19 protein-coding genes and 1 tRNA gene are annotated in these 23,075 nt (G+C 59.2%); 9 read left to right on the top strand and 11 right to left on the bottom strand.

Translation table 11 applies throughout. The features are described from left to right. Positions 1-2 precede the first annotated feature (2 nt). A complete protein-coding gene (locus AC07P1_RS26610) occupies positions 3-1,343 on the top strand; it encodes an alpha-amylase family glycosyl hydrolase (protein ID WP_494698666.1) in 1,341 nt (446 codons plus the stop codon). A 107-nt stretch (positions 1,344-1,450) separates the two neighbouring features. Here the strand turns inward: AC07P1_RS26610 and AC07P1_RS26605 are convergent, their stop codons facing one another. Then, the gene (locus tag AC07P1_RS26605; RefSeq protein ID WP_494698665.1) at positions 1,451-1,987 is read right to left on the bottom strand and encodes a DUF2058 domain-containing protein; all 537 of its coding nucleotides are present in this window, start codon (positions 1,985-1,987) and stop codon (positions 1,451-1,453) included. 133 nt (positions 1,988-2,120) lie between these two features. Between AC07P1_RS26605 and AC07P1_RS26600 the strand changes: the two genes are divergently transcribed. Further along, positions 2,121-3,113, top strand: a complete 993-nt coding sequence (locus AC07P1_RS26600; protein ID WP_494698664.1) for a DUF3616 domain-containing protein — start codon at positions 2,121-2,123, stop codon at positions 3,111-3,113. Positions 3,114-3,120: 7 nt separating this feature from the next. Here the strand turns inward: AC07P1_RS26600 and AC07P1_RS26595 are convergent, their stop codons facing one another. Further along, positions 3,121-4,497 carry a M20/M25/M40 family metallo-hydrolase gene (locus tag AC07P1_RS26595; RefSeq protein WP_494698663.1) on the bottom strand — a complete coding sequence of 459 codons (1,377 nt, stop codon included), beginning with the start codon at positions 4,495-4,497 and terminating at the stop codon, positions 3,121-3,123. Positions 4,498-4,693: 196 nt separating this feature from the next. Between AC07P1_RS26595 and AC07P1_RS26590 the strand changes: the two genes are divergently transcribed. Both AC07P1_RS26590 and AC07P1_RS26585 read left to right on the top strand, forming a co-directional pair. Beyond that, positions 4,694-6,955 carry a sugar nucleotide-binding protein gene (locus AC07P1_RS26590; protein ID WP_494698662.1) on the top strand — a complete coding sequence of 754 codons (2,262 nt, stop codon included), beginning with the start codon at positions 4,694-4,696 and terminating at the stop codon, positions 6,953-6,955. Continuing rightward, positions 6,921-6,996, top strand: a tRNA-Phe gene (locus AC07P1_RS26585). Before AC07P1_RS26590 ends, AC07P1_RS26585 begins: the two co-directional genes overlap by 35 nt. Before the next feature lie 249 nt (positions 6,997-7,245). Here the strand turns inward: AC07P1_RS26585 and AC07P1_RS26580 are convergent. From AC07P1_RS26580 to AC07P1_RS26555, 6 genes are all read right to left on the bottom strand, one after another. Further along, complete coding sequence (locus tag AC07P1_RS26580) at positions 7,246-7,656, bottom strand: hypothetical protein (RefSeq protein ID WP_494698661.1); 411 nt, start codon at positions 7,654-7,656, stop codon at positions 7,246-7,248. 83 nt (positions 7,657-7,739) lie between these two features. Then, positions 7,740-8,096: a hypothetical protein gene (locus tag AC07P1_RS26575; RefSeq protein WP_494698660.1), complete on the bottom strand. Its 357-nt coding sequence runs from the start codon at positions 8,094-8,096 to the stop codon at positions 7,740-7,742. Next, the gene (locus AC07P1_RS26570; protein WP_494698659.1) at positions 8,093-8,578 is read right to left on the bottom strand and encodes a hypothetical protein; all 486 of its coding nucleotides are present in this window, start codon (positions 8,576-8,578) and stop codon (positions 8,093-8,095) included. Before AC07P1_RS26570 ends, AC07P1_RS26575 begins: the two co-directional genes overlap by 4 nt. 67 nt (positions 8,579-8,645) lie before the next feature. Then, a complete protein-coding gene (locus AC07P1_RS26565; RefSeq protein ID WP_494698658.1) occupies positions 8,646-9,092 on the bottom strand; it encodes a contact-dependent growth inhibition system immunity protein in 447 nt (148 codons plus the stop codon). A 72-nt stretch (positions 9,093-9,164) separates the two neighbouring features. Then, on the bottom strand, positions 9,165-9,734 hold the full coding sequence (locus AC07P1_RS26560) for a DUF3885 domain-containing protein (RefSeq protein ID WP_494698657.1): 570 nt from the start codon (positions 9,732-9,734) through the stop codon (positions 9,165-9,167). A 79-nt stretch (positions 9,735-9,813) separates the two neighbouring features. Further along, a complete protein-coding gene (locus AC07P1_RS26555; protein ID WP_494698656.1) occupies positions 9,814-10,131 on the bottom strand; it encodes a hypothetical protein in 318 nt (105 codons plus the stop codon). A gap of 825 nt (positions 10,132-10,956) precedes the next feature. Here AC07P1_RS26555 and AC07P1_RS26550 point away from each other — a divergent pair. From AC07P1_RS26550 to AC07P1_RS26535, 4 genes are all read left to right on the top strand, one after another. After that, a complete protein-coding gene (locus tag AC07P1_RS26550; RefSeq protein WP_494698655.1) occupies positions 10,957-11,103 on the top strand; it encodes a hypothetical protein in 147 nt (48 codons plus the stop codon). A gap of 148 nt (positions 11,104-11,251) precedes the next feature. Continuing rightward, positions 11,252-11,839: a hypothetical protein gene (locus AC07P1_RS26545; RefSeq protein WP_494698654.1), complete on the top strand. Its 588-nt coding sequence runs from the start codon at positions 11,252-11,254 to the stop codon at positions 11,837-11,839. A 14-nt stretch (positions 11,840-11,853) separates the two neighbouring features. Next, complete coding sequence (locus tag AC07P1_RS26540) at positions 11,854-12,414, top strand: hypothetical protein (protein WP_494698653.1); 561 nt, start codon at positions 11,854-11,856, stop codon at positions 12,412-12,414. A gap of 35 nt (positions 12,415-12,449) precedes the next feature. Beyond that, positions 12,450-12,791 carry a hypothetical protein gene (locus tag AC07P1_RS26535; protein ID WP_494698652.1) on the top strand — a complete coding sequence of 114 codons (342 nt, stop codon included), beginning with the start codon at positions 12,450-12,452 and terminating at the stop codon, positions 12,789-12,791. A gap of 54 nt (positions 12,792-12,845) precedes the next feature. On the opposite strand, the gene AC07P1_RS26530 is transcribed toward AC07P1_RS26535, so the two are convergent. After that, positions 12,846-13,160, bottom strand: a complete 315-nt coding sequence (locus AC07P1_RS26530; protein WP_494698651.1) for a tyrosine-type recombinase/integrase — start codon at positions 13,158-13,160, stop codon at positions 12,846-12,848. On the opposite strand from AC07P1_RS26530, the gene AC07P1_RS26525 reads away from it, so the two are divergent. Beyond that, positions 13,068-13,799 (top strand): phage/plasmid primase, P4 family, encoded by a 732-nt coding sequence (locus AC07P1_RS26525; RefSeq protein ID WP_494698650.1) that lies wholly within the window; start codon positions 13,068-13,070, stop codon positions 13,797-13,799. The two genes, AC07P1_RS26530 and AC07P1_RS26525, sit on opposite strands and share 93 nt — an antisense overlap. An 83-nt stretch (positions 13,800-13,882) precedes the next feature. Here AC07P1_RS26525 and AC07P1_RS26520 read toward each other — a convergent pair whose 3' ends face one another. Both AC07P1_RS26520 and AC07P1_RS26515 read right to left on the bottom strand, forming a co-directional pair. Continuing rightward, positions 13,883-14,311 (bottom strand): hypothetical protein, encoded by a 429-nt coding sequence (locus AC07P1_RS26520; RefSeq protein ID WP_494698649.1) that lies wholly within the window; start codon positions 14,309-14,311, stop codon positions 13,883-13,885. 984 nt (positions 14,312-15,295) lie between these two features. Beyond that, a complete protein-coding gene (locus tag AC07P1_RS26515) occupies positions 15,296-23,017 on the bottom strand; it encodes an FG-GAP-like repeat-containing protein (RefSeq protein WP_494698648.1) in 7,722 nt (2,573 codons plus the stop codon). Positions 23,018-23,075: the final 58 nt, after the last annotated feature.

Raw genomic sequence — 23,075 nt, 5'->3', positions numbered from 1 at the left:
CATTGAAACGACTTGCCACCTTGCTGCCGCTGGCAGCGCTGATTTGCGCCCTCGGAGCGCCGCTGCACGCGAGCGCGCAGAAAATCGCACCAACGACCGTCACCGCCAGCGTCAAACATCCGGCATGGACACGCAGTGCGAACATCTACGAAGTCAATCTTCGCCAGTACAGCAAGGAAGGCACGTTGAACGCCTTCGCCGCCACGCTGCCGCGCCTCAAGCAAATGGGCGTGGACGTGATCTGGCTGATGCCAATCCACCCGATCGGCGAAAAGAACCGCAAGGGCGCGCTGGGCAGCTACTACGCGGTGAAGGACTACAAGGCCGTCAGCCCGGAGTTCGGCAGCATGGACGACCTGCGGCGCATGGTCAAACAGGCGCACGGCCTGGGCATGCACGTGATCCTGGACTGGGTGGGCAACCATACCGCCTGGGACCACCCATGGACCGGCGAGCACGCCGACTGGTACAAGAAGAACGACAAGGGCGAGCTCCACGCCGTCAGCTTCAAGAACGACAGCGGCGCCACCGAGGAATGGGCCGACGTCGTCGGCCTGGACTACGGCAACAAGGCGCTGTGGGCGGCCATGACGGACGCGATGGCGTTCTGGGTGCGTGAAGCCGGTATCGACGGCTTCCGCGCCGACGCCGCCGGCATGGTGCCGACCGAATTCTGGGAGCAGGCGCGCGCAAAGCTGGACAAGATCAAGCCCGTGTTCATGCTGGCGGAAGCGGACGACCCGGCGCTGCACGCGCGCGCGTTCGACGCCAGCTACGACTGGCAGCTGAACGGCATCATGCAAAAAATCGGCAAGGGCCAGGCCGGCGCCGCCGAGCTCAAAGCGTATGTCGCCAACCCGGCGAAAAGCTATGGGCGCGACGCCTACCGGCTGCAGTTCACCAGCAACCACGACATCAACTCGTGGCAAGGAACGGACAAGGATTTGTACGGTCCCGCAGCCGGCGCGATGGCGGTGCTGAGCTACACCCTGCCCGGCATGCCGCTGGTGTACAACGGCCAGGAAGCGAAGCTGGAGAAAAAACTGGCATTCTTCGAGAAGGACGCCATCGACTGGAAGACCACCGAGCTGGAAGGCTTCTACGCGGGCCTGAACCAGCTGAAGAAGCAGAACCCGGCGCTATGGAACGGCAAGGCCGGCGGCACGATGCAGGTGCTCGACGTGATCAACGACCAGCTGTTCGCGTTCCGCCGCCAGCAGGGCAAGAACACGGTGCAGGTCATCGTCAACCCGACCGGCGTGCTACAGAAGTACAAGCTGGCCGGCGACGAAGGCCAGGCCGTCATCAAACCCTGGCGCTGGCGCATCATCGTCTCGGAGTAATTCCCGAGTTCAACTCCGGGGTCAGGTCCACCATTGCTACACGAGCTGAGCGCTACCGGGCCTTACGGCCGGGGTCGTGTAGCAATGGTGGACCTGACCCAGGATTTTTACCACATCAAATCGTCGGGGATCTGGAACGCGGCGTACGGGTCGTCCTCGTCGACCTGGGTGCTGGATTTGTTGACCCGCACCACCAGCGAGGCGTCGCGCTCGGCGATCTTGTCGGCGATCACGCGCGGCACCAGTTCCACCACACCGTTCATCACCACGATCACCAGCCGCCCCGCGACCAGATGTTCGCGCACGGCCGGCGACACGAAGATCCGCTCGATCTTGGTGCCATGCGTGAAGTTGTAAGGAATGTCGCCCTTACCCTTGTCCTGGCGGTTCTGCCGCACCATCTGCGCGATCTGCGCGACGATCGCCTTCTGGTTGGCGGCGGCGTCGCGCTGGGCGTTCGCTTCGCGCGCGCGCTCGGCGTTCTTGCGCTGCACTTCCAGCGCGGCGATGCGCGCTTCATCGACGGTCTGCTCGCCGGTGCGGCGCTCCACCTTCTTTTGCTTGCTCTTTTCCTGGTTGGCCAGTTTGACCTTGGTCTTGTCGACCAGGCCGGCTTTCAAAAACTGCTCTTGTAACGAGACCATATCGGCTACTCCGTAAATAGGCTCCGCCGCCAGCGCTGCGGCACCGGAACGCGGAAAGACGCTAGCATAGCAAATATGGCGCGGCCACCGACCTTTTCGCCACCGGCCCGATACTGACATTCAGGAGAATAAGATGGTCAATCCAAAAAAAGTCGCCTTCGCGCTCGCCGGCCTGCTGGCCCTGCCCGGCGCGTCCGCCAAGGCGCCGCTGGAGCATTACGGCATGTGCGACGCCTCGGCCGGCATCGCCGTCGACGACGAGCATTTCGTCGTCGCCAACGACGAGGACAATATCCTGCGCATCTACCGCAGCGACCGCTCGGGCGCGCCGGTGCAAACCTTCGACCTGTCGGACCAGTTGCGCATTCCCGGCGAAAAGCTGCGCGAGGCCGACATCGAAGGCGCGGCCCTGATCGGCAAGCGGATTTACTGGATCGCCTCGCACGGCGCCAACAAGAAAGCGCGCGCCCGGCCGGAGCGGCGCCAGCTCTTCGCCACCGACATCGGCGGCAAGGGCGACGACCTGACCTTGACGGTCGCCGGCACTCCCTTCACCGGCCTGCTCGACGCCATCGCCGAGTATCCGCCGTTCCAAAAATACCGGCTGCACGAGGCGGCGCAAATCTCGCCCGAGGATGAAGGCGGGCTGAATATCGAAGGCCTGGCGGCGACGCCGGAAGGCCATCTGCTGATCGGGCTGCGCAGCCCCGTGGTCAACGGCAAGGCGCTGGTGCTGACCTTGAAAAATCCGAACGAGGTACTGGCGATCGGCGCGGCGGCCAAGGCGCCGGTGTTCGGCCCGCCGATCGAACTGCCGCTCGACGGCCTGGGCATCCGCAGCATCGACTACGCCGACAAATTGAAGGCGTTCCTGATCGTCGCCGGGCCGCAGGACTCCGAAGGCGTCTTCAAGCTGTACAAGTGGTCGCCGTCGACCGGCGCGGCGCCGGCCGTGCTGGCGACCAGCATCGGCAAAGGCCTGCGTCCCGAAGGCCTGTTCTCGCTGGCCGACGGCAAATCGTTCCAGCTGTTGAGCGACGACGGCGACGAAAAGACCGGCGGCGTGCCGTGCAAGGAGGCGCCGCCCGAGCAGCGCAAATTCCGCAGCGTCACCGTCACTCTCTAATGCATCCCTATTCCGTGGCCAGCCGCCTGGCCAGGCGGTACAGGTAATCCTGGCCGTCGTACAGCGACTTCACGCGGATATGTTCATTCAGCCCATGCGCGCCCGAGCCTTCCGGCCCGTGGAACATGCCGCTGATGCCATAGGTCCAGATGCCGGCGTTGTTGAGAAAGCGGCCGTCGGTGCCGCCGGTCGACATCGTCGGCACCACCGGCACGCCGGGCCACATGTCGTTGCTGATTTCTTCGACCGCCTTCATCAGGGTCGGCGTCAACGGCGGCATCGGGCTGACCACACCTTCGCCGACGCGGGTGATCTTGATCTTGTCGTCGGCCAGCACGCGCTGCAGCGTCGCCTGCACCTCGTCGATCGGCTGGCCCGGCAGGATGCGGCAATTGACAGTGGCGCGGGCGCGCTGCGGCAAGGCGTTGTCGGCGTGGCCGGCGTCGACCCTGGTCGCCACGCAGGTGGTGCGCACGGTGGAGTTGTGGCCGGGACTAACCGCGTACAGGCGCTCCAGCGCCGCCTGGTCCGGCGGCTCGGCCAGGATCGCCTTCATGTCGGCGGCGACCTGGCCCTTCTCGATGGTCGACATGCGCTCGTAGTAGGCGCGGGTGACGTCCGATAGCTTGAACGGGAACGCGAACTCGCCCAGGCGCGACAAGCCGCCGGCCAGATGGTAGATGGCGTTGTCGCGATACGGCGCCGAGCTGTGTCCGCCAGGATTGGTCACCTCCAGCTGGAAACTCTGGTACACCTTCTCGCCGGCCTGGATGCCGTGGCGGACCGGCTTGCCGTCCTTGTCCAGCATGCCGCCGCCGCCCTCGTTCAGCGCCAGCTCGGCGTCGATCAGCGCCCGGTGGTGTTTGAGCAGGTATTCGACGCCGTCGAATTTGCTCGGCACCTTTTCCTCGTCGCAGGTCAGCGCCATCACCAGGTCGCGCTTGAGGGCGAGCTTCTCCTTTTTGTAACGGATCATGTTGGCGACGAAGGCCGCCGCCATCGCCTTGTCGTCGGAGGCGCCGCGCGCATAGAACATGCCGTCCTCCTCGACCAGCTTGAACGGGTCGCGGGTCCAGTCCTCGCGCTTGGCCTCCACCACGTCGACGTGGGCCAGCAACAGCAGCGGCTTGGCGCTGCCGTCGCCCTTGAGGCGCGCCACCAGGTTGCCCTTGGCCGGCCCGCCCGGCGGCACCACGATGCGCAGCTCGGCGTCCTTGTAGCCGGCCGCCTTGAGGCGCTTGGCCATCTTGGTCACGGCCACCGTGCACGAGCCGACCGAGTCGGTGGTGTTGGTCTCGACCAGCTCCTGATAAATCTCGCGCAGTTGCTTTTGCACCGGCGTCAACTCGATGCCCCGAGCCGTGCCCGTTACCGTGATTGTCAATCCCAATCCCGCCGCCGCCAACCATGCCGCTCGTCTCATACCGCTCCCGTCCAGTGGATTGCAAAATAGAAAACACAGCGGTCGAATTTATACCTCGACATTATTAGTGTCAAGGAAAGTGTCCGCTGGTCAAGGCTGCGCCGGGCTGCGCTTTTCTTGTCCATACTTGTTGCAAGTTCGACTACCCACCCACGCTATGACTACGATCAACGACGCGCATCGGTCCGAGCACCTGGAACTGTGGGGAGGCCTGGAGGCCACCGTCAACCGGGTGCGCGACTGCTATTTCAGCCAGATGGAGCAGAACGGCCACGACGGCAGAATTAGCGACCTGGACCGCTTCGCGTCGCTCGGCATCACCGCCCTGCGCTATCCCGTGCTGTGGGAACTGGTCGCGCCGGACGGCCTCGACAAGGCCGACTGGTCGTGGCCGGACGAACGCCTGCCGGCGCTGCGCAGTCTCGGCATCGCCCCCATCGCCGGCCTGGTCCACCATGGCAGCGGCCCGCGCGACACCAGCCTGCTCGATCCCGCCTTCCCGGAAAAGCTGGCCGCCTACGCCGGCGCCGTCGCCTGCCGCTATCCGTGGCTCGAACAGTACACCCCGGTCAACGAACCGTGCACCACCGCGCGCTTCTGCGCCCTGTACGGGCTGTGGTATCCGCACGAACGCAGCGACCGCGCCTTCGTGCGCGCGCTGCTCAACCAGTGCAAGGGCGTCGTGCTGTCCATGCAAGCGATCCGCGCCGTCAATCCGCATGCCAGGCTGATCCAGACGGACGACCTCGGCAAAACCTACAGCACGCCCGAGATGGCCGCGCAGGCGCAGTTCTACAACGACCGCCGCTGGTTGCCGTGGGACTTGCTGTGCGGCATGGTCGGGCCGGACCATGCGCTGTGGCGCTACCTGCGCGACAGCGGCGCCTCCGCCGACGAGCTGGAATGGTTCCGCGACCACCGCTGCCCGCCGGACGTCATCGGCATCAACTACTACATCACCAGCGAGCGCTGGCTCGACCATCGGGCCGAGCACTACCCGCCGCGGGACGTCGGTCCGGACGGCTACGCCGACGTGGTGGCCGCCCGCGCGCTGGAAACGCCGCAGCCCGGCATCGGCCCGTTGTTGCAGGAAGCCTGGGAGCGCTACGGCCTGCCGCTGGCCGTCACCGAGGCCCACATCGACGCCAACCGCGAAGACCAGCTGCGCTGGCTGCTGGAGATCTGGCAGGCCGCGCAGCAATCGCGGCGGGACGGCGTCGACATGCGCGCCGTCACCGTGTGGTCGCTGCTCGGCTCGTTCGACTGGAACTGCCTGGTCACCGAGCGCAAGGGCTACTACGAAAACGGCCCCTACGACCTGCGCGGCCCCGAACCGAGGCCGACCGCGCTGGCCACCCTGATGCGCGAACTGGCGACCGGCCGTACACCGTCGAGCCCGGTGCTGCAGGGGCTGGGCTGGTGGCGCCGGCCGCAGCGTTTGGTGTGTCCGCCGATGCCGTTCGGGCCGGCGCTGGTGCCCGCGATCGTCACGCCCGCCGAACCGGGGCGGCCGATCCTGATCAGCGGCGCCAGCGGCACCCTGGGGGGCGCCTTCGCCCGCCTGTGCGCCGAGCGCCACCTGGCCTGCCACGTGCTGACGCGCCAGGAAATGGACATCGCCGACCCCGCCTCGGTGGACGCCGCCATCCGCCGCTACCGGCCGTGGGCCATCGTCAACGCCGGCGGCTATGTCCGCGTGCAGCGGGCCGAGCAGGACGCCGAACGCTGCCTGCGCGAAAACGCCCAGGGGCCGGTGATCCTGGCGACCGCCTGCGCCCGCCACGCGATTGAACTGCTGAGTTTTTCGAGCGACCTGGTGTTCGACGGCAGCAAGGGCGGCCCGTACGTGGAAAGCGACCCGGTCGCCCCGCTCAACGTCTACGGCCAGAGCAAGGCCGAGGCCGAGCAGCGCGTGCTGGCGGTCCAACCGCGCGCGCTGATGGTGCGCACCAGCGCCTTCTTCGGCCCGTGGGACAAGCATAATTTCGTCACGCGGGCGCTGCGGACCCTGGCGGCCGGCCAGCCGTTCACCGCCGCGAGCGACCTGATCGTCTCGCCGACATACGTGCCGGACCTGGTCGACACCTGCCTCGACCTGCTGATCGACGGCGAGGCCGGCATCTGGCATTTGAGCAGCGGCAGCGCGCTGAGCTGGGCGGAGTTGGCGCGGCGCGCGGCCGACCTGGCCGGCGTGTCGACCGAGCGGCTGCTGGCGCGTCCGGCCACCGCGCTGGACATGGGCGCCGCCCATCCCCTGTTCAGCGCGCTGGGCAGCGAACGGGGCCAGCTGATGCCGCCGCTGGACGACGCGCTGGCGCGTTATCTGGCGGCGCTGGACGGGGGGCTTGGCGAATCCAGACAGGACTGCTACAATAGCGCGCCTTGGCCTGGTAGCTCAGTTGGTAGAGCAGAGGATTGAAAATCCTTGTGTCGGTGGTTCGATTCCGCCCCGGGCCACCAAGAACATACCTCACGAAACGCCCACTCATGCAAGTGGGCGTTGTCGCTTCTGGGATTCGCAGTCCTCGGCTCCGGTCCATTTCCGGTTCAGCTCCGGCGGCCGCGCTCATCCGACCAAATCGTCCAACCGTCCAACCGTCCAATCGTCCGGCTGAGTCAGATTTCCTATACGTCGAGCCAAGCTACCACTACAGTTATCTGAATACCCATCTTTCCGAACCAAGTGGTCGGTTTGGTCGGCTGGACAATTTAGTCACCGCTCGTAACCAACCGGACACTGTTCGTCTCTGAATATTGGATCATCTTCAAAAAGGTCTGAATGATTGCATAGACCGTGATCCTCTCAACGCTCCGCCAGTCCTCGGTTTCGATCGAGGCCACTTCTCCATCCCAGCCGACCAACACACTCCAAGTGTCGGGCTTGCTTTCAACATCCGATCTGGCCAGCTCAAGCTCGGTTCGAAGTCGATGCAACTGATATCCTTCGATCACCCCACCACCATAAAGGTCGATCAGCTCGTCGCTGCGATCAAGATTCGCAGATTCGAAGTACCGATACAAGAACCAATATTCGGGACTCGAGTCCAAGGAGAGAGTCGGCGCACCTGGAACAGGTACATCAATATTTGAGGAATTAGCGAGATAGATAAACGCGGTCATTTTGGGTCTAACGTAAAAGGTAGCTGGCTGCCGGAACGCGTAACGTGGAGACCGTCCAGTTGACTGCAGGGTTGGGCATAGAACTACGCAACCCGCTTGTTAAATAAATTGTACCCAATGCCACCGCCGTGCAAGCTTGCGTAAACTAACGCCATTAACCCGATGAAGTACGCAGTGCCACTGAGGAAGGCGGATGCGGGGGCAAAATAAAGTTGTAGGGGTAGCCACATTACGAACAACGCTACACTTCCCGCAGCGAACATGACCAATGCGCGAGCACGCCCAAATACAAACCCGAGCACCAAGCCCACAATCATAACGAACGCGAACGTCGCCAGCCAAATCATCCGAAGAGAATCCATCAGCCAAGTACGCTCAATCGCGACCATCACGGCAAGAGGAAAGAACAAGATTGCGGCAATCGAAGCGACAGCTTTCATTTAGTAGCCCAACGTAACGAATGTCCGGCGCGCGTCAGCGAGTCCGGGTTGAATATATTGTTGGGCGATTCCCAGCTTGCGGCAATCGCCTCGTGAAGCGTGTCGAGTCGCCCAACTCGGTCGTCGCAAGAGAAGTAGCAAATCGCAAGCATATTGTACTGACCAGGATAGCGCGAGACCTTCCTCATTGCTGCTGCCGCAGTCGAAACGCTTACGCGCTCGCCACGCATCACGATTAAGACTAAATTACGCAGGCCAGACAGCAAAGGATGACGAAAACGTCGCTCCAAATGCTTAAGAATCCGATGACATTCCGTGTGTGACACCGTCGCCGACTGCGGCGGTCGGCATAGCTCATGAAGCACCATGAAGGCCGCATTGGTCGAAACTCGGGGCGCCAAAGCAACGAGTCGCTTCCATTTGAGCGGAGCTCCATACGGGAAGCGGCAATCTATCGCCTCAATGAATTCAGCTTCGGTCATTCAGTTGGACCAACGTGCGAATTCAGCCGCGCCGTCAGGCGTCGGCTGGAATGTTTGATTGGGCTAATTAGCTGCATTTTTCCAGTATATCGTTCAACATCATTCCTAAGCGCTCTGTGCTACAACCAATGTCTGCGACCCCAGCATGGTCATTGAGATGATGAAATCCCTTCCGATCTCCGACAGTGCCGCCATTGTTTGTGGGGGTGATCGTGATGCCATTTTCGGTTCGCTCAACCAACACCAGTCGTGAGCCGCGTTGAAGCGCAGCTTCGGATCGTACTCCTGCGGCAGCCAGCCTGGGAGCCGAAAGGCCCTTCCATTCGGTAGGATGAGGAATATTCTCACGCGATGCAGCCAGAGCAAGGCAAATCGCATCTCCAATAGCGGCCACATCAGCACTTGCCAGAATCGTTTGATAAGGTGGGCACGCAATAAAGACACCAGCAGTAGTTTTCGAGGACGGGTGTATCAGCCAACGGTCCTTTAGGCGATATGCGCAAGCTTTAGCCATGAGTAGTCCAACGGAATGAATTCAGCCGCGCCGTAGGCGTCAGCTGCAATGCTTGGTTAGCCATCTCGCGCCTCACAGGCCGTCCTCACGGTGGGAGAGCCAAGGCGCCCAGTTGGCACGAGCCTCAGCTACAAAGGACTGCGACGGAAAGAATACGTCCGCTCCGCCATCGTACGGCGCATACGCCGTCCCGCGTTCGAAGTTCGCGAACAGGATCTGGCCCGTAGCATCTTCGGCGGCAGCAAGGATCAATGGCCGCAGGTTATCCGGACTAGACCTAAACGGAGTACCAAAGAAGCGAATTGAATCACTCTCATCTTCGTCCTCGATGGTCAAGGCGTCCAAGTGCATGAACACTGAGGTATCAAAACCAGGAAGGTCTACCTGTGCTGAATCTGCAGAAGACCCGAACCGCGCAACAAACAGAATGCAATCCGCATTCCCGATTGCGTTGTCCGCGACGATCAAGTGTCGGCGAGCGATTTCCATGCGCTCGGACTCGTTTTCGGGATAGCGCTTGGATTCAGGAAGGCTATGTATTCGGATCCATCGATCCGGAATGCTGGTTCGGCATAAGAAGCCGGCTGGGCCGAATGAACCGAAGGTGGAATTCCACGCGCTGGCTATCTGTTGCGGTGTCATAAATGGCTAACGTGAAAAGTAACTGGCTGCCGGAACGCGCAGCGTGGAGTCAGTCCAGTTGACTGTATTGTTGGGGCAATTACACAAGGAACTGTACCTCGGCCCATTTTACCAACGGGTCCAGGAAGTTAACCTCTCCCTCCTTATTCCACACCGAGGAGAATTCGTGCGCATCACTGTGATGCACCCAACCACCTGCGCACATCGCGAGGACGGCACGGAAAGACTGCTCGTTCGATGGCGTTGCTGCGAAGGTGAACTCGAAATACTCGGGAATTTTCCAGTACGGTTTTGGCGGAGCCGAAGCGGTGACGCCGAGGCCGCCCAAAACCGAAAGCATACGATCAGCAGCAGCACCCGCAACCGCCACGTTATCGCACTCGGCAAAGATTCGCATGAACAGCCTCAAGTTGCTCCCCAACGTTGCTGTTCAGCGGCGCCGGCAGGCGTCCGCTGGAATATATTGTTGGGCCATATTTTACCGAACGCCACGAGCGCGCCTCCAAACCAAGTATGCCGCCGTAGCGAGAATCGGAAAAGCCACCGAAATCAAAGTAATCAGAATCTGGTTGGCCATGTAGGGCATATCCGAAGTCACGAACCAAGATCCAATCACACCAAGAATGCAAAAAGCGACTCCACCAAACGTGCTTGGGCGAAAACTCGGAACGAGTCGCAGCGCAAGAACTACGACAGCAACAGTCAGAAGTTCAGCATAGATCGTCATGAGAATGTCGCCACCGCTCGCGATGGCTAGCGCAGGTAGCAAAGCAAGTGCACAAGTGGTGAAAAGTCTTCGGAGCATTAAGAAGCCCAACGTGAAGTAGACACCCTAACCGCCGCAACCTCCCCCGACCAAGCATTGAGATTCCGCATGGCAGACGAGTGCCTTTATTCTATAATCAAAGAGTTACCTCACTTTAGCACACCCGAATCCTTAGGACCAAACCCACGCAGGAGGGGCCGTGCCGACGCCGTGCTTCACGGCTGGCGGTCAGTCGAAGCGTACCGACACGAGGCGCGCCCTGGCATTCCCCGACCAGCGAATCGACAGGAGTTTCCTGCATATATTATTCCGACGGAGGGCTGACTTTCGGCTGTATATCGCGACCAAGCCCAAACTAGACTAGCCAATCACCTAAATGATCCTCACCGATCACCTACCGCCCGAAGCGCCGTCAGGCCTTCGGGTATTTTTTCGTCTCAATAGAAAGGAATACCAATGATCAAGATCAGCGCCAACCCCACTTGGGAATGGCAAAACAAAAAACCCAGCGGCGTCATCACCCGTAAAGCTCCCGTCACCATCCGGCAGACCATTCTGCCACGCAGTCTCGATCTCGATTTCTCGCTGAAATACCGGCGTTGATCCGACCGCACTTCGTACATCGTACATCGTCACTGAAGGTAGCAGATCGGCGACGCTCGCAAGACAGCAACCATGAAGGCCCATGACATCCCCAAGTCATGGGCCTTTTCTTATTCATAGCCACTACCTCGAACTACTGGAGAACAAAATGAACAAGAACACTTCCCAAAATAAATCGTCCGAGACCGTCCAACCGTCCGTCGCCACCAGCGAGATCGCAGAGGCCGCCCTTACTCCATTCTGGCTACTCCATGCCGGGACGGCCAAGAAGCTGGGCCAGCGCAGCGCTGGCATTCTCAACTATCACGTCCTCGCGGATAACGACCGGCGCGACCTTCTTATCGCGGTGACGCGGAACGAAGGTGGCGGATTCTTTAGTCGTGAACGGGTTCACTTCCACACCATAGTGACGTGCCTCGACAAATATAAATCCGGCGTGCCCTTCGTATCCAAGGTACTGAAGGATGTCTTCGTATCGAAATCGGCCAACAATGCGGGCTTCATGGCCGCCGTACTACACGCGCTCGGCTTGCTCGCAACGGCTCCCGACGCCAAGATGCAGCATGCCGTTACCGGCGACTGGCCGGCATGGGAAAAAGCAATGCTCGCTGAGACTGGCACGCGCATCGAGCTGCCAGCCGAAATTGACGGCGAAAAACAAGGCAACGCCGATACCGTGCCGGATCATGCGGAGCCGAAGAAAACCCTCGGAATCCCCGTCAAAAAACCTCAATAACGGTGCGCCAACCCATGACCAGCGCGCAGCATCTCCAAACGCTCGCCGATGCCGAGCGGCTCCCGCAAGGGCTGCTGCACTGGCTGATCGGCGTCCACAATCTCTACGTCTACGGGGGACTACTCAAGAGGATCGTCGATCAAACGTCAACGGTCCCCTTAGGCGACGTTGACGTTATCGCGCTCGACGCCAAGGTCATGCAAGTCATGACCGAACGCTTCGGGATCGTATTCCGGAAGGTACACACCACCAATACGCACATGCCCTACTTCATCGGAAAAGCCGGGCGCGGCGACAGCAAGATCATCCACCTCGTACTGCTTCGCTCGCATGAGCAGGCGATGCGCTACATCATGAACAATCAGTTCGACATCGACCGGCTTGCTCTCTCCAACCACTCTCTTTTCTTCGATCCGAAATGCGGCTTCAACGCGATCTGTAATGCGATCCGCGCCAAACGCGCTACCCGCGTCCAGAGGGCGCGTGACATGACCCTCTTCGCAAACAATCGGCCGCAAATCGAACGACATTACTCAATGCGCCTCAGGCGCAAGGGGTACATCCTGATCGACTAAATTCCCCATCCACTACCGCCAACAGGAACCCCAACATGCCCGCCACTATCTACGTTTCCCAAGCCTCGTTCGAGACGATGACCCTGATTGCGCTGCTCGACTACTACGATCGCTGCACCCTCTCCGACTTCCCCGAAACCGACCCGACCGGAAGGCCGGGATACTATCTCAAGAACCTTTCTCACCTAGCTGTTTCGGTCCTGCCGGAAGACGCGCATATCGCCCTGCACCTCGATGCGGGCGATGGCGCAGTTACCTTTCCGGCTGAGCTTCGGGGATGCGCGACGCCCTCGACAAACGTATCGCAAACCACCAGCCACTCACGCACAGCGCAGCCGTCAACAAGGTGCGTACCTTCGCTACCGAGCGCGGCATGACTGAAGAAGACCTCTTCCCAGCGCCGATCGATTCGGACGTAGACCCTTACGCTTTCAAGCACGAGCCGGAACCTGCGCCCCGGAATCGCCGTTAACGACCAGTTTTGCTTGAGAAAAAATACTTGAAACTGATGCCGAGGCTTGCCTGAGGACGTCGTTAGCTAGATGCGCATAACGTTGAGTTGTGCTCGGCGACGCGTGCCCCAGCAGGTGCTGGACTTGGAACAGGCTAACCCCTGAGGACACTGCAAAGCTCGCAAAGAGGTGCCGGAGCGAATGAACCCGCAGGTATCCTATGCTATGTTGGAGCGGATGGGGCGGCCATCGGTACGAGCGGAGCTGCAGGGAAAGCTGTGCAACATCAGCCATGAAATGAGCAGTGATGCAACAATCGCTGACGGCTACCTGAAGGCTATCGTCGCGGGTGACGCGGTGGAGGCAGAACGCAAGTTCCAGCCGTCGTTCTCGTATCAGCCATTCGTTCGGCTCGTGGCCGCGACGAACACTCTGCCCTATCTAAAGGATACGAGCGACGGCTTCTTCCGCCGGGCGATCATTCTGGAGCTAACACGCAAGTTCACTGCTGACGAGATGGACAAGCATCTGCAACAGAAAATCCTGGCCGAGCTCGACGGCATTCTGGTTCTGGCGGCGAATGCACTGCAAGCCCTACTCAAACGCGACGAGTTCATCATCCCCGCATCCGCAATCAAGACCGCGAACCAGTATCGGGACGAATCTGACAGCGTGCGCTACTTCATTAAGGAAGCCTGTACTGCTGACAGTAGAGGCACGAAGCCAGCCGCGCTGTACGAGCAATACCGGTTGTTCGCGTCGAGGTTCCGGTTCCCAGAGCTCAACCTCATCAAATTTGGTAAGCAGCTGAGTAACTTAGGGCTCGATTGCCGCTTTTCCAACGGTGACAAGATGTGGTCAGTCATTGCGAAAGATCCGCAGAAGGAGCCGTACACGCGTGAGTCACTGTTGGACTCGATGAACGGCGAATAGTTCCCACCACCAAGATTTCCCAATGCGCTTGACTGCGCATTGGGAGCTTTTCCCGGACTACTGATTGCTGCCGGCGCACGTAACTAACCCATACGATAAGCTTCGAGGTCAGCGACCCCGGATGCCGGTCTATTTTCCCAATTTTTTTCGATCGTCCTTAGCACTTGGTCTACCAGGCCGTCGTCAGTTACTGCCTCGGCGTTAGGGCCAATAAACTCTCCTGCGTGTGCAGTCGTATTTATGTCGCCTATACGGAAGCAGATCCCATCCATGTCTTTGGGGCCAGTCACGTAGGACAGGAATACGATGCCGTCGTCAGTGACGCGCACTTCCAGATCAATGTCGTCGCGCCCCGAAGCAAGCAGCCTGCGAACGTTGGCAAAGTTGAGGCCGGTGGGATTGTTCAAATTGATTTTCATGTAGGGTGCGCCGCTTCGCTCAAAAGCGCCATTATAGGTGGTGGTTTCCTGTCCGAGAAAGCGTTTTGGCACGCTAGCAAACGTCGCCGGCATAGACCCCTTCTTCTGCCGCCAGCTACCGCATCCTCCACCTTCGAGCGGCTAACAGCGGGGCAACTCAGCCTTCTTGATTGGTACGAAGCCGTGCGGTGCGGGCCGGTGAAAGCGTTCAGCTTTCGCGTTAACTTTGGTTAGGAATGTGTAGAGATTAAGGCAAGACTTACCGCTAAATTCGCACTGACACGGCAGCTGGCGTGGAGTCGCGGCATTCATACAGCTAGTGCGAGCGCCGCAAATTTGAGCTGGTTCGTAGGTCAGACTAGCCCTGCTATGATGATCAAATTGCCCCGTTCGATTGCCGGATAGGGCTTGATAAAACCCGCGCCGTTTATACATTTTCTTGATTGGCAGCATATGAACTATGGTCTGAAACGACTGGTCTTTGGATCGTCGTCATTTTTTCCGATTACGCAAGTACGATACGAGGAAATCAAGAAGGCAAGGCTCGTCATTCGCGAAGGCCTTTACGTGGAGCAGAAGTTCGACTTTCTTATCGCGAATTATGTTGAATTTGAAAGTGCACTGCTTGCGTCTAGCGTTCACGACATGGTTTTGGGGGGGCAAAATTACGACTGATTCGCTTCAAGTCGAGCAAGTTTCGATCGCAGAATAATGAACCTCCTTACAACTGCTCGTACTTACGCCGATTCGGTCTCACAACATGTAAATCGAATTTATCAGCGCGATCCTGAGCAAAAAGCGAATGCAGAGGCCAATTTCTCCAGCGAATACGATGCGCGGCTCGGCTATCGAACTATGTGTGCACTAAGAAATTTCGTTCAACATCAAGGTTTCCCGGGTACTCAGGGGGCGGCGGACTGGAAAAGAAGTGGCCGCTTTACTTCAACGGACGAGGTTGTTCTACTTCGCGCTGAAGCATGGGATGGTGTGGGCACGCAAAACCGCACCGAGATCGCCATTATCTTTCGGGAAGCGCCGCAGTGGGTGCCAACGGCGCTTCCACATCCAAAGACCAGGCTACGGTGTCTCCGCTTCCGCACGGTACGCTTCGTCTTCGAATGGTGCATCGTAATACCCATGCATCTCGACCTGACGGGAGTACCTGTCCCAGAAGCCTTGCGTTCCAAGGGCTCCCCATTGGATTACGTGCGTCATTTCATGACGCAGCACATCGCGGCCGTCCTGGGGAGTGTAGAACACCGTACTGCCCAAAGTCAGGCCGGCCCCCTCCTCCAATCCCGCGCCTTTCAGCACGAAGACGCCATTCTCGTAAGAGTATTTCATTGCGCCGTCCGAGCAGAGGTTGGAATATCCATAAAGAAGTGCACCCGCGCCCAGTCCGACCAGGGTCGCTTCGCGCGACTGGTACATCCCGACATAGCGCGCTACCGTCTCGACTTTCTCCCACTTCAAACGCCTGGCGTCACGCCATAGTTCGTAAAACGCACCGGACATTGCACCATTAGCGAACTTGTCCCCTGAGAGTTCCGCAATTGTGCCGCTGGCGGTAGCACCGACAGCGACCCGGCCAGCAGCCGCCCAGTACGAATCTCCCTCAACCAAATTCTGAGCGTCGATACCAGCAGTAAGAGCGCCGACGACAAATCCCCGGCCAAAGTCGCCACCCGCCACATGCGCCCGCGCGCCGGCAATCGCTCCATAGCCCGCGACCTTACCAGCGGTCATTCCCGTGGCACTGATTCCCACAGCGCCAGTGAACGCGCCGAACACGCCGCCCACGATCGCGCCCCCGACCACGTCTGTGAGACTACCTCCGTGCAACGCAGCTGAGGTTGCCCCGCCCGCCGCCCCTGCAGCCATTGCAGAAAGAACAGGCCCGGTCGCTGTGCCCGCCGTTGCTGCCGTCACGGCTGCAGCGACCACAATGACGACCGCCACGGTGACGATCTCGCGCCAGTTTCGTTCGACGAACTCACGGGCACCGTTCCAGACATCCCCAATGCCACGGCCTATCGATTCCGCGGCGCCGGTGATGCTTTCCCACAGTCCGTAGCCTGAAATATCGCGCTGTGTAAGGGGATTATTCCAGGCATATGCATAGGAATTAAGGTCAGTACTATGTGTAGGATCGGACGTGATCGGATCGACACTGAGGAAGACGCCAAGCCGTGGATCGTAGACCCGGCCGTTCATATGGATAAGCGCGAACTGGGGAATGTGATCATGTCCGCTGAAACCCCGGGTCCACGCAGCGGCACCGTCCCGGACGAAATCAATATTCGCCCGCAGCCCGGATGAAGCTCCCCACGCGTCAAATTTGAACCGCTCGACGACCGTTCCCGCTTTCGAGGTTAGCAGGGATATTGAGCCGAGCCTGTCGCGGTGGATATACGCTTCCGTTACTGCCGGCCCTTCCCGCCCTACGCCCGTAGCCGCTGACCGATCAATCACGTCCAGGCTGAAAAAGGCGCCGCCAGTCGCCTCGATATAGTATCGGTCGGTCGTGAGTTTTGAAGTCCCGACATTGACAATAATACGATCAGCAAATCCGAGGTGCAGCGTTTCCTTGATCCGGTACGCGTAACAAGTCTCATCGACGCAGCCCCTGTCGCGCGAGAATACACGCTGGCCGGAAGGGCCGTAATCAAACTCGGAATAGAGTGCGGCAGCTGGCCCGCTATTGGTCATCTTTATGAATTTGCTGACCCGGCCATCAGAGGCATACTCAACCGAATAGTTCTTCGTCCTCTCGACACCGCCCCGCGAGTTATAGGAAATCTGCTCGACATCCCCGTTCGCCGCAGTGACTGAGCACACGCCATTTTCAGGCCCGCCATCACACCCGTACTTGTATGTTCCGACACCGGATTTGGAGACGATCCGTCCCATCAGGTCGTATGCGACGGTACTATGCTTCGATCCCGAGCGTACCCCGGTCAGGCGGTCATCTTCATCATATGAAAACGTCTCGACGCTCTTGCTGACACCGTCGGTCCGACTGGACAGGTTCGAATTGGCGTCATATTTATAACTGAAATCGCCCACTATGCCTTTGGCACCTGTGACTTTGATTCTCTGTACTTCAGCGCTTTGTTCTTGGCGGAATTGCCGCTCCCGCACGCCATTCCCCATGACGATTTCCACTGCCCTGCCGGCGGCGTCCGCCTCGACAAGCTGCCACAGGGCCTTCGATGAGCGGGAGTCGAATACGCCTGAAAGCTGGCCGGTGTCGTCGTTGTATTTCCGGGTTACGACGTACTGCGTACCGCCCACCTTGGATGGGAATATTTGCTTCTGAATCCGGCCTTCATCGTCATATGCGAGGGACAGGGAAGCCGAGTGCTTCGTTTCTCCGGGTGCGCCATCAAAAGCGACCGTTCTCCGCCTGATCCGTACGAGCGAGTCATAATCGAACTCTTCCCGATAAGACCGCACATGTGCCGTGTTTTGGGAGACACTCGAGGCCCACTTCAGGGCGCCAATTGCTCCTGGCGCATCGTATCCCCAAAGCGAAATTTTATCGGGGCGCCACGACTTGAGCACCCGGCCAAGCTTGTCGTATTCCAGCTCGGTCCATAGGGTGTCCGCCGCCGATTTCTGACCGCGCAGGCGGCCGTATGCGTCGTACCTGAACTCGATGATTCCGGCGTCTGGATCTTTAGTCCAGATGCGATTGCCTGCGACGTCGTACCTGAACTCCGTACTGACATTCAATGCAGTGCGCACTGCAATGACCCTGTCCATGACGTCGTATTCGAAACGCGTTGCACCACCACCTGCATGCTTGATCTCGGCTGGCTTGCCCGACTGGTTGAGCTTGACGCGGGTCGAGTGGCCGAGCGCATCTAGCCGGACATGCTCCAGTCCCTTGAAGCTGAACTGGACACAGGTTCCATCGGTGCGCGACTCCCGGACCTTCCGATCCATGGCGTCGTATTGCCGTTCGTTCCAGTACGACTTGGCGCCCGCGAAGTAGGGATTCGAATATGCCGTCAGGCGGCCGAGGTTGTCGTACTCAAAGTCCTTGAACACCAGCCTGGCTTTTTTCCCATCCGACCTCCATGCCACTTCCCGTACAACCCTGCCAGCCCCATCGAAAAGCTTGGCGCTCTCCATCCTGTCGGGCTTGCCCGCTACACTTATCCTGACGGCTTCGGAACTGCCAATTCGCGGATGTGTCCATGCTTCGCGAGCAGTTTTTTTCCCGCGGCACAGTTGCGGTCGAACTGCATTCTGGTGCTCCTGGTCCTTAAGCCACTCCGCACGAATGTCAGACGCGACAAACCTGTCGTACGAAATGCCAACACCATCCGGGCCCCTTTTGCTGAGCATCCTTCCGAATCCATCATAGGTAATTGACGTGGCAAGACCGTTTGCATCCCGGACTTCCGACGCAAGTCCTATCGCCGCCGCGAGCGAATTCGGGGCGGACGCCTTCACAATGCGGTGGTTTTCCGGGTTCACCGCCGCCACATCCAGGCGCAGCAATGCGTCGTATTCGGTCGACTCGGTCCTGTCGGGCAGTCCGGCCGCCGCCGTCGTCACTTTGGTTATATTTCCTCGCCGGTCCCTCACATAGGTCTTTACCGTCGACATTGCATCGCCCGGATACGAAGATTCTGAAGAGAGCAATAAAGTCATGGGATCGTAGCCAAACCCCGCTGTGCGAGTTTCAGACGTCAGCCCTGGCCGCGCATGCACCACCGACGATTTCACTAAACGGCCGAAGCGCTTGCCGGTCTCGTTTGCCCCGAAATCGTTAACCAGCACCTGGCTGCCCCCACCGTGCACATTGGTCGTTGTCTTCGTCAAATTGAGCCACTCGTCGAATTCAAACGTCTTGACGTCCGAATTAACAAGGGTACCGGACAGATCGCGGCGTTCCCCCTCCTCGCGAACCAGCAGGACCTGGCTATATTGCAGCGTTTTACCGCCCCCTTGGATCCCGTCATATTTTCGTAGAGCCCACGTCTTTTTGGTAGAAATGAGGGTGACATCCGCACCTGACTGATCCTTCGCGAAAACCTGCTCGTTGAGTTTCAGGCCAAGCAATCCATAGGTTTGCGCGAACTGGGTGCGGTAACGGAGCCGCGATGGCGCCTCCGCCCGTTCAATAGTTTGGAAGCCTAGCGAAATCGCGTTTCGAACGTCATAGAGAAAGCCGCCGTATGTGTAGGAAGTGGTTCTCATCACGTCCTTCCCCTCGTCGACGAGTACCTTGATCACGACCGGCATTGCGGGCACCAGCGGCACGATCGGGTAACCAACCGGCCCGAGTGGCTTGTATGCGCCCTTGGCAACAGTCTTCGGTTCGGTTAATGAACCGTATTCATAGGAAGTCCTGACTCCACCGTTGGCAAAGGTCTGCAGCAGCCCGGTCCGGGAATTTGGGTTGAGCCAGACCGACTTGGCCAAACCGCCTGCATCGATCTTCGACGTGCGCACGTGATCTGACGCGTTGTCGCCATTGAGATCAACGACGCGCACCCCTGAATCTGATCCGTCCGCGGCGATAAGAGACTCCGGTGGAGCCAGCGTGTCGTTGGCTTTCGCCCAGCCACTTCCGGTGTTTGCGTACGCCCCCTTCTTGTACGACCCGTCCCGTTGCGGGACATGATAAAGAAGGTCCGGAAAACCATCGCCAGTAACGTCCAGTATCCGGATTCCCGCGAATCCGAAAATATCCGATTTTGCTTCCGTCGGCAGATCCCACGCCTGAGCCCGAACCCATCCTTTCCCGTCTCCGACGAATGCGGTGACGCTGTCGGCAGAAAACTGAAGAATATCGGCATTTCCATCGCTATTCAGATCGTAATATGAGGTCGACGTTCCGCCGGCCGCGCTATCGTTGAAAAGTACCGGAGGGGTGCCCGAGGAAACAGTATCGAAGTCGGCTCCCCGATTTGTAAAGATTCCCGCCACAACTTCAGCTGTCTTGTTATCGCGATAGGACGCTACCAGGTCGGGAAGGCGATCCCCATTCACATCGATCAGCGCCGAGTTTGTCGTTGCGTTCTCGCCAATTGGGAAGGTGTTCGCTATGGCAAACGGGATGGTCGTTTTAAACCCTGCAGCCGCTGTCCAGCCTTGACCGTTGTTCAGGTACGCGGAAGTGGAAATGCTTCCATCGGCGTTGCGGATCGAATAGAACAGATCGGGTAGGCCATCGCCATTCAGGTCAGCGAAACGCCCGCCGAGGTCGCCCGTCAATGCGGAGACCAATGGTGCCGGCGGCTTCCATCCAGCCTCGGGCGTTCCCCAGCCCAATCTGCCCTGCCCTGCACCGTTAATATATGTTTCCAAGACGGGCGTTCCACTACGGTCCGCGTAGGCGTACACCACGTCGGAAAGCCCATCGCCATTTACGTCAAGAAACGTAGCGGGTGAATGTGACTGCCCGATTTTTTGCAGTGTTCGCGGAGGTGTCCAGCCTGCCTCGGAGGTCCAGCCGTCTCCGCCGTTGAGATACGCGCCCTTTTGGTCTGGACCGTCGCCCCTGTTGAAGACGATATCCATCAACCCGTCCCCGTTTACGTCGACAAAGCGAAGGGAGCCCTGCTCTTCCTTCGTCTGGACCAGTGAGGTTTCAGGCGCCAGGTCGAGGCTCTTTTGCCATATCAATCCGTTGGAGATATAGGTCAGGCCAATGCCACTTTGCGGCGACGGAATCCTGACCATGTCGGCCTTTTTATCGCCATTGATATCGAGGATATGGACCGTCGTATCAGGTCCTTGCTCTGTTGCCAGTAGTACGGGTGATACAAATCCGGTGGGGGCGCGTTCAAAGCTAACCGGGCCCCCGACCTGTTGGGGCGGCACTTGCAGCAGCGTATGTGAAATGTCGCTGGACGCCGGTACTGCGCTGGCGACCAGCAAATCGCTGTACCCGTCGCCATTGATATCTGCTACTCGCGGAAACAGGCGGGAACCAGCCGCGCTATAAAAGATGTTGGCGGGCGAAGTGATGACTGTTGCCGCCCATCCCTGCGGAGAGGAGCGCAAGACAACAGTTACCTCCCCGGCAGGTTGGGAATACCCGATCAGGTACGCTGAACAATTCCCCGCGCCAGTGCTGATGGGCACGACCCGGGGGAAGGTTCCAGGGGTCATGCCTGCGGAGCTCCATAACACGGTTTCGGGCCCCCATCCGGACGTATCTGCTGCCCGTATTTTCACGCTTATTACGCCACCCGATTCCGTCGCAGCCAAAAGGCTCGTTTTGCCGGAACAATCGATATCCTGCACGACCGAACTCTCCGGCTTTTGCGAACTCAAGGCATACTTTGGTTCAACCTGCAGTCCGGCGGCCTTATTCAGCACCGCTGCAAGCTCGCCTTGATCGGTGAGTACAACAATGTCCTTCCTGCCATCACTGTCAAGATCGACTACGTACGGGACTTGCTTTCCGCCGTCCCTGCCCGAAAACGACACCGGCGGCGCAAACTGGGTATTTTCGGTCCAGCCGGTATCGGTTTGTAAGAACGCCCTAAACGACGATGAGGCCGCATCCCCCTGCAAAATGTCGGACATCCCATCGCCGTTTATGTCGAACAGAAGGACGCCACGGTCTTCGCCCTCTGGGCCGACGAATGGAGCAGGCGGCTCTTTCCCTGGTACGGCACTCCAGCCGCTATTCGTGACGGTCTGGGTTTGGGCTTTTAGCACCCCTCCCACTGGGAAACTGGAGAAAAGCCCTGTCACAATAACGCCAGCTGCATTCTTGACCTGGCCAAACTGGTAGGCAAACGGGCTGCGTTTTCCGGTCGCGGCATCAGCGGGAAGCGCGAGGTTTGGCAGGTTGGTCCAATCTTCCCGATAAGCTGTATACGTTATTTTTAGAGGCGGAAGGGTGTCGCCTGAATGCCCGATTGCCGTTACCTGGCTAAGAAAGAATCGTTCTGACGTGTTCACTTCCAGATAATTGAGTTCGAGCGTTGAGGCCGGCCCACCGGCGAGAACCAAGCCTGGCGCAGTAAGGCTTGCCTGAACTCGTTTCAGTCTGTGTGCCCGCACTACCGGCTGACCGAGTATATAAGTGGTGGCCGACCTCGGAGCCTGCTCGTACACAAATGCCACTTCCGCGAAAGGGGGAATCAGGGGCTGGCCTGGCGATTCGTTCCCGGTGTATCTCACCTTCGAGAGCAGCACGTCGAGTCCGAATGTAGAGAATTCCCATTCAATGAAATTGCCGGCCCGGTCAGACGTACGGCTTGGCACATATACGATAGGCACAGCGACGGCATCGACGCTGAGACTCGCCCCGGGGACAAAAACTGTAGTCAGGCCTGCTTTCGATTCGAGCTCGAAGCGTGCCGGATGCCCAGCAGCATTCGGGTACGCGGTGACTGTCGTGCTGTCGTCATTTTCTTTCCGATACTCGATACGCGGGTTCGCTCCCGCATGCTTCTTAATGGCGATGAGACGCTCACCGTCAACATAAAAAGCGTCATCCCCTTTCAATGACACGCCCTCGACGCGACCGTCAGGTTCCCAGTTCTTTGCACCTAAAGTAATGCGGGAGTAGCCTTGAATAGACCAGCCGCGCCCCATGCCGTGGTTTTCAGTTTGACCGGTATAGTGCAGGCTCAGCCTGGGGGCCAGCGCCCCTGCACCTTGCGGAATAATGATTGGGATATCGGTGACCGCTGATCCCGATGGGGATACCGAGTGATTCGTCGCGAGGCTTCCAGGTAGTTCCGCTGGCGCCGCTGGATTATGAAGAGACAAAAATGAAAGAAAAAGCAGGAACATAGAAACCCATGGCTTTCTTGCTTTCATGCTGCCTCCGGAATGTTTTTCTGGCTGGAAGACTGAGTGTTTAGGAATTAAACGGGTT

Source organism: Duganella sp. GW821-FHT07F09 (assembly GCF_059418705.1).
This window is presented reverse-complemented; position numbering and strand designations above follow the sequence as displayed.

What these genes read in the sequence shown, in the direction of transcription:
- AC07P1_RS26605 (WP_494698665.1), bottom strand. Translation starts at nt 1,987, where the DNA reads ATGGTCTCGTTACAAGAGCAGTTTTTGAAAGCCGGCCTGGTCGACAAG.
- AC07P1_RS26600 (WP_494698664.1), top strand. Translation starts at nt 2,121, where the DNA reads ATGGTCAATCCAAAAAAAGTCGCCTTCGCGCTCGCCGGCCTGCTGGCC.
- AC07P1_RS26590 (WP_494698662.1), top strand. Translation starts at nt 4,694, where the DNA reads ATGACTACGATCAACGACGCGCATCGGTCCGAGCACCTGGAACTGTGG.
- AC07P1_RS26580 (WP_494698661.1), bottom strand. Translation starts at nt 7,656, where the DNA reads ATGACCGCGTTTATCTATCTCGCTAATTCCTCAAATATTGATGTACCT.
- AC07P1_RS26575 (WP_494698660.1), bottom strand. Translation starts at nt 8,096, where the DNA reads ATGAAAGCTGTCGCTTCGATTGCCGCAATCTTGTTCTTTCCTCTTGCC.
- AC07P1_RS26570 (WP_494698659.1), bottom strand. Translation starts at nt 8,578, where the DNA reads ATGACCGAAGCTGAATTCATTGAGGCGATAGATTGCCGCTTCCCGTAT.
- AC07P1_RS26565 (WP_494698658.1), bottom strand. Translation starts at nt 9,092, where the DNA reads ATGGCTAAAGCTTGCGCATATCGCCTAAAGGACCGTTGGCTGATACAC.
- AC07P1_RS26560 (WP_494698657.1), bottom strand. Translation starts at nt 9,734, where the DNA reads ATGACACCGCAACAGATAGCCAGCGCGTGGAATTCCACCTTCGGTTCA.
- AC07P1_RS26555 (WP_494698656.1), bottom strand. Translation starts at nt 10,131, where the DNA reads ATGCGAATCTTTGCCGAGTGCGATAACGTGGCGGTTGCGGGTGCTGCT.
- AC07P1_RS26550 (WP_494698655.1), top strand. Translation starts at nt 10,957, where the DNA reads ATGATCAAGATCAGCGCCAACCCCACTTGGGAATGGCAAAACAAAAAA.
- AC07P1_RS26545 (WP_494698654.1), top strand. Translation starts at nt 11,252, where the DNA reads ATGAACAAGAACACTTCCCAAAATAAATCGTCCGAGACCGTCCAACCG.
- AC07P1_RS26540 (WP_494698653.1), top strand. Translation starts at nt 11,854, where the DNA reads ATGACCAGCGCGCAGCATCTCCAAACGCTCGCCGATGCCGAGCGGCTC.
- AC07P1_RS26535 (WP_494698652.1), top strand. Translation starts at nt 12,450, where the DNA reads ATGCCCGCCACTATCTACGTTTCCCAAGCCTCGTTCGAGACGATGACC.
- AC07P1_RS26525 (WP_494698650.1), top strand. Translation starts at nt 13,068, where the DNA reads ATGAACCCGCAGGTATCCTATGCTATGTTGGAGCGGATGGGGCGGCCA.
- AC07P1_RS26530 (WP_494698651.1), bottom strand. Translation starts at nt 13,160, where the DNA reads ATGGCTGATGTTGCACAGCTTTCCCTGCAGCTCCGCTCGTACCGATGG.
- AC07P1_RS26520 (WP_494698649.1), bottom strand. Translation starts at nt 14,311, where the DNA reads ATGCCGGCGACGTTTGCTAGCGTGCCAAAACGCTTTCTCGGACAGGAA.
- AC07P1_RS26515 (WP_494698648.1), bottom strand. Translation starts at nt 23,017, where the DNA reads ATGAAAGCAAGAAAGCCATGGGTTTCTATGTTCCTGCTTTTTCTTTCA.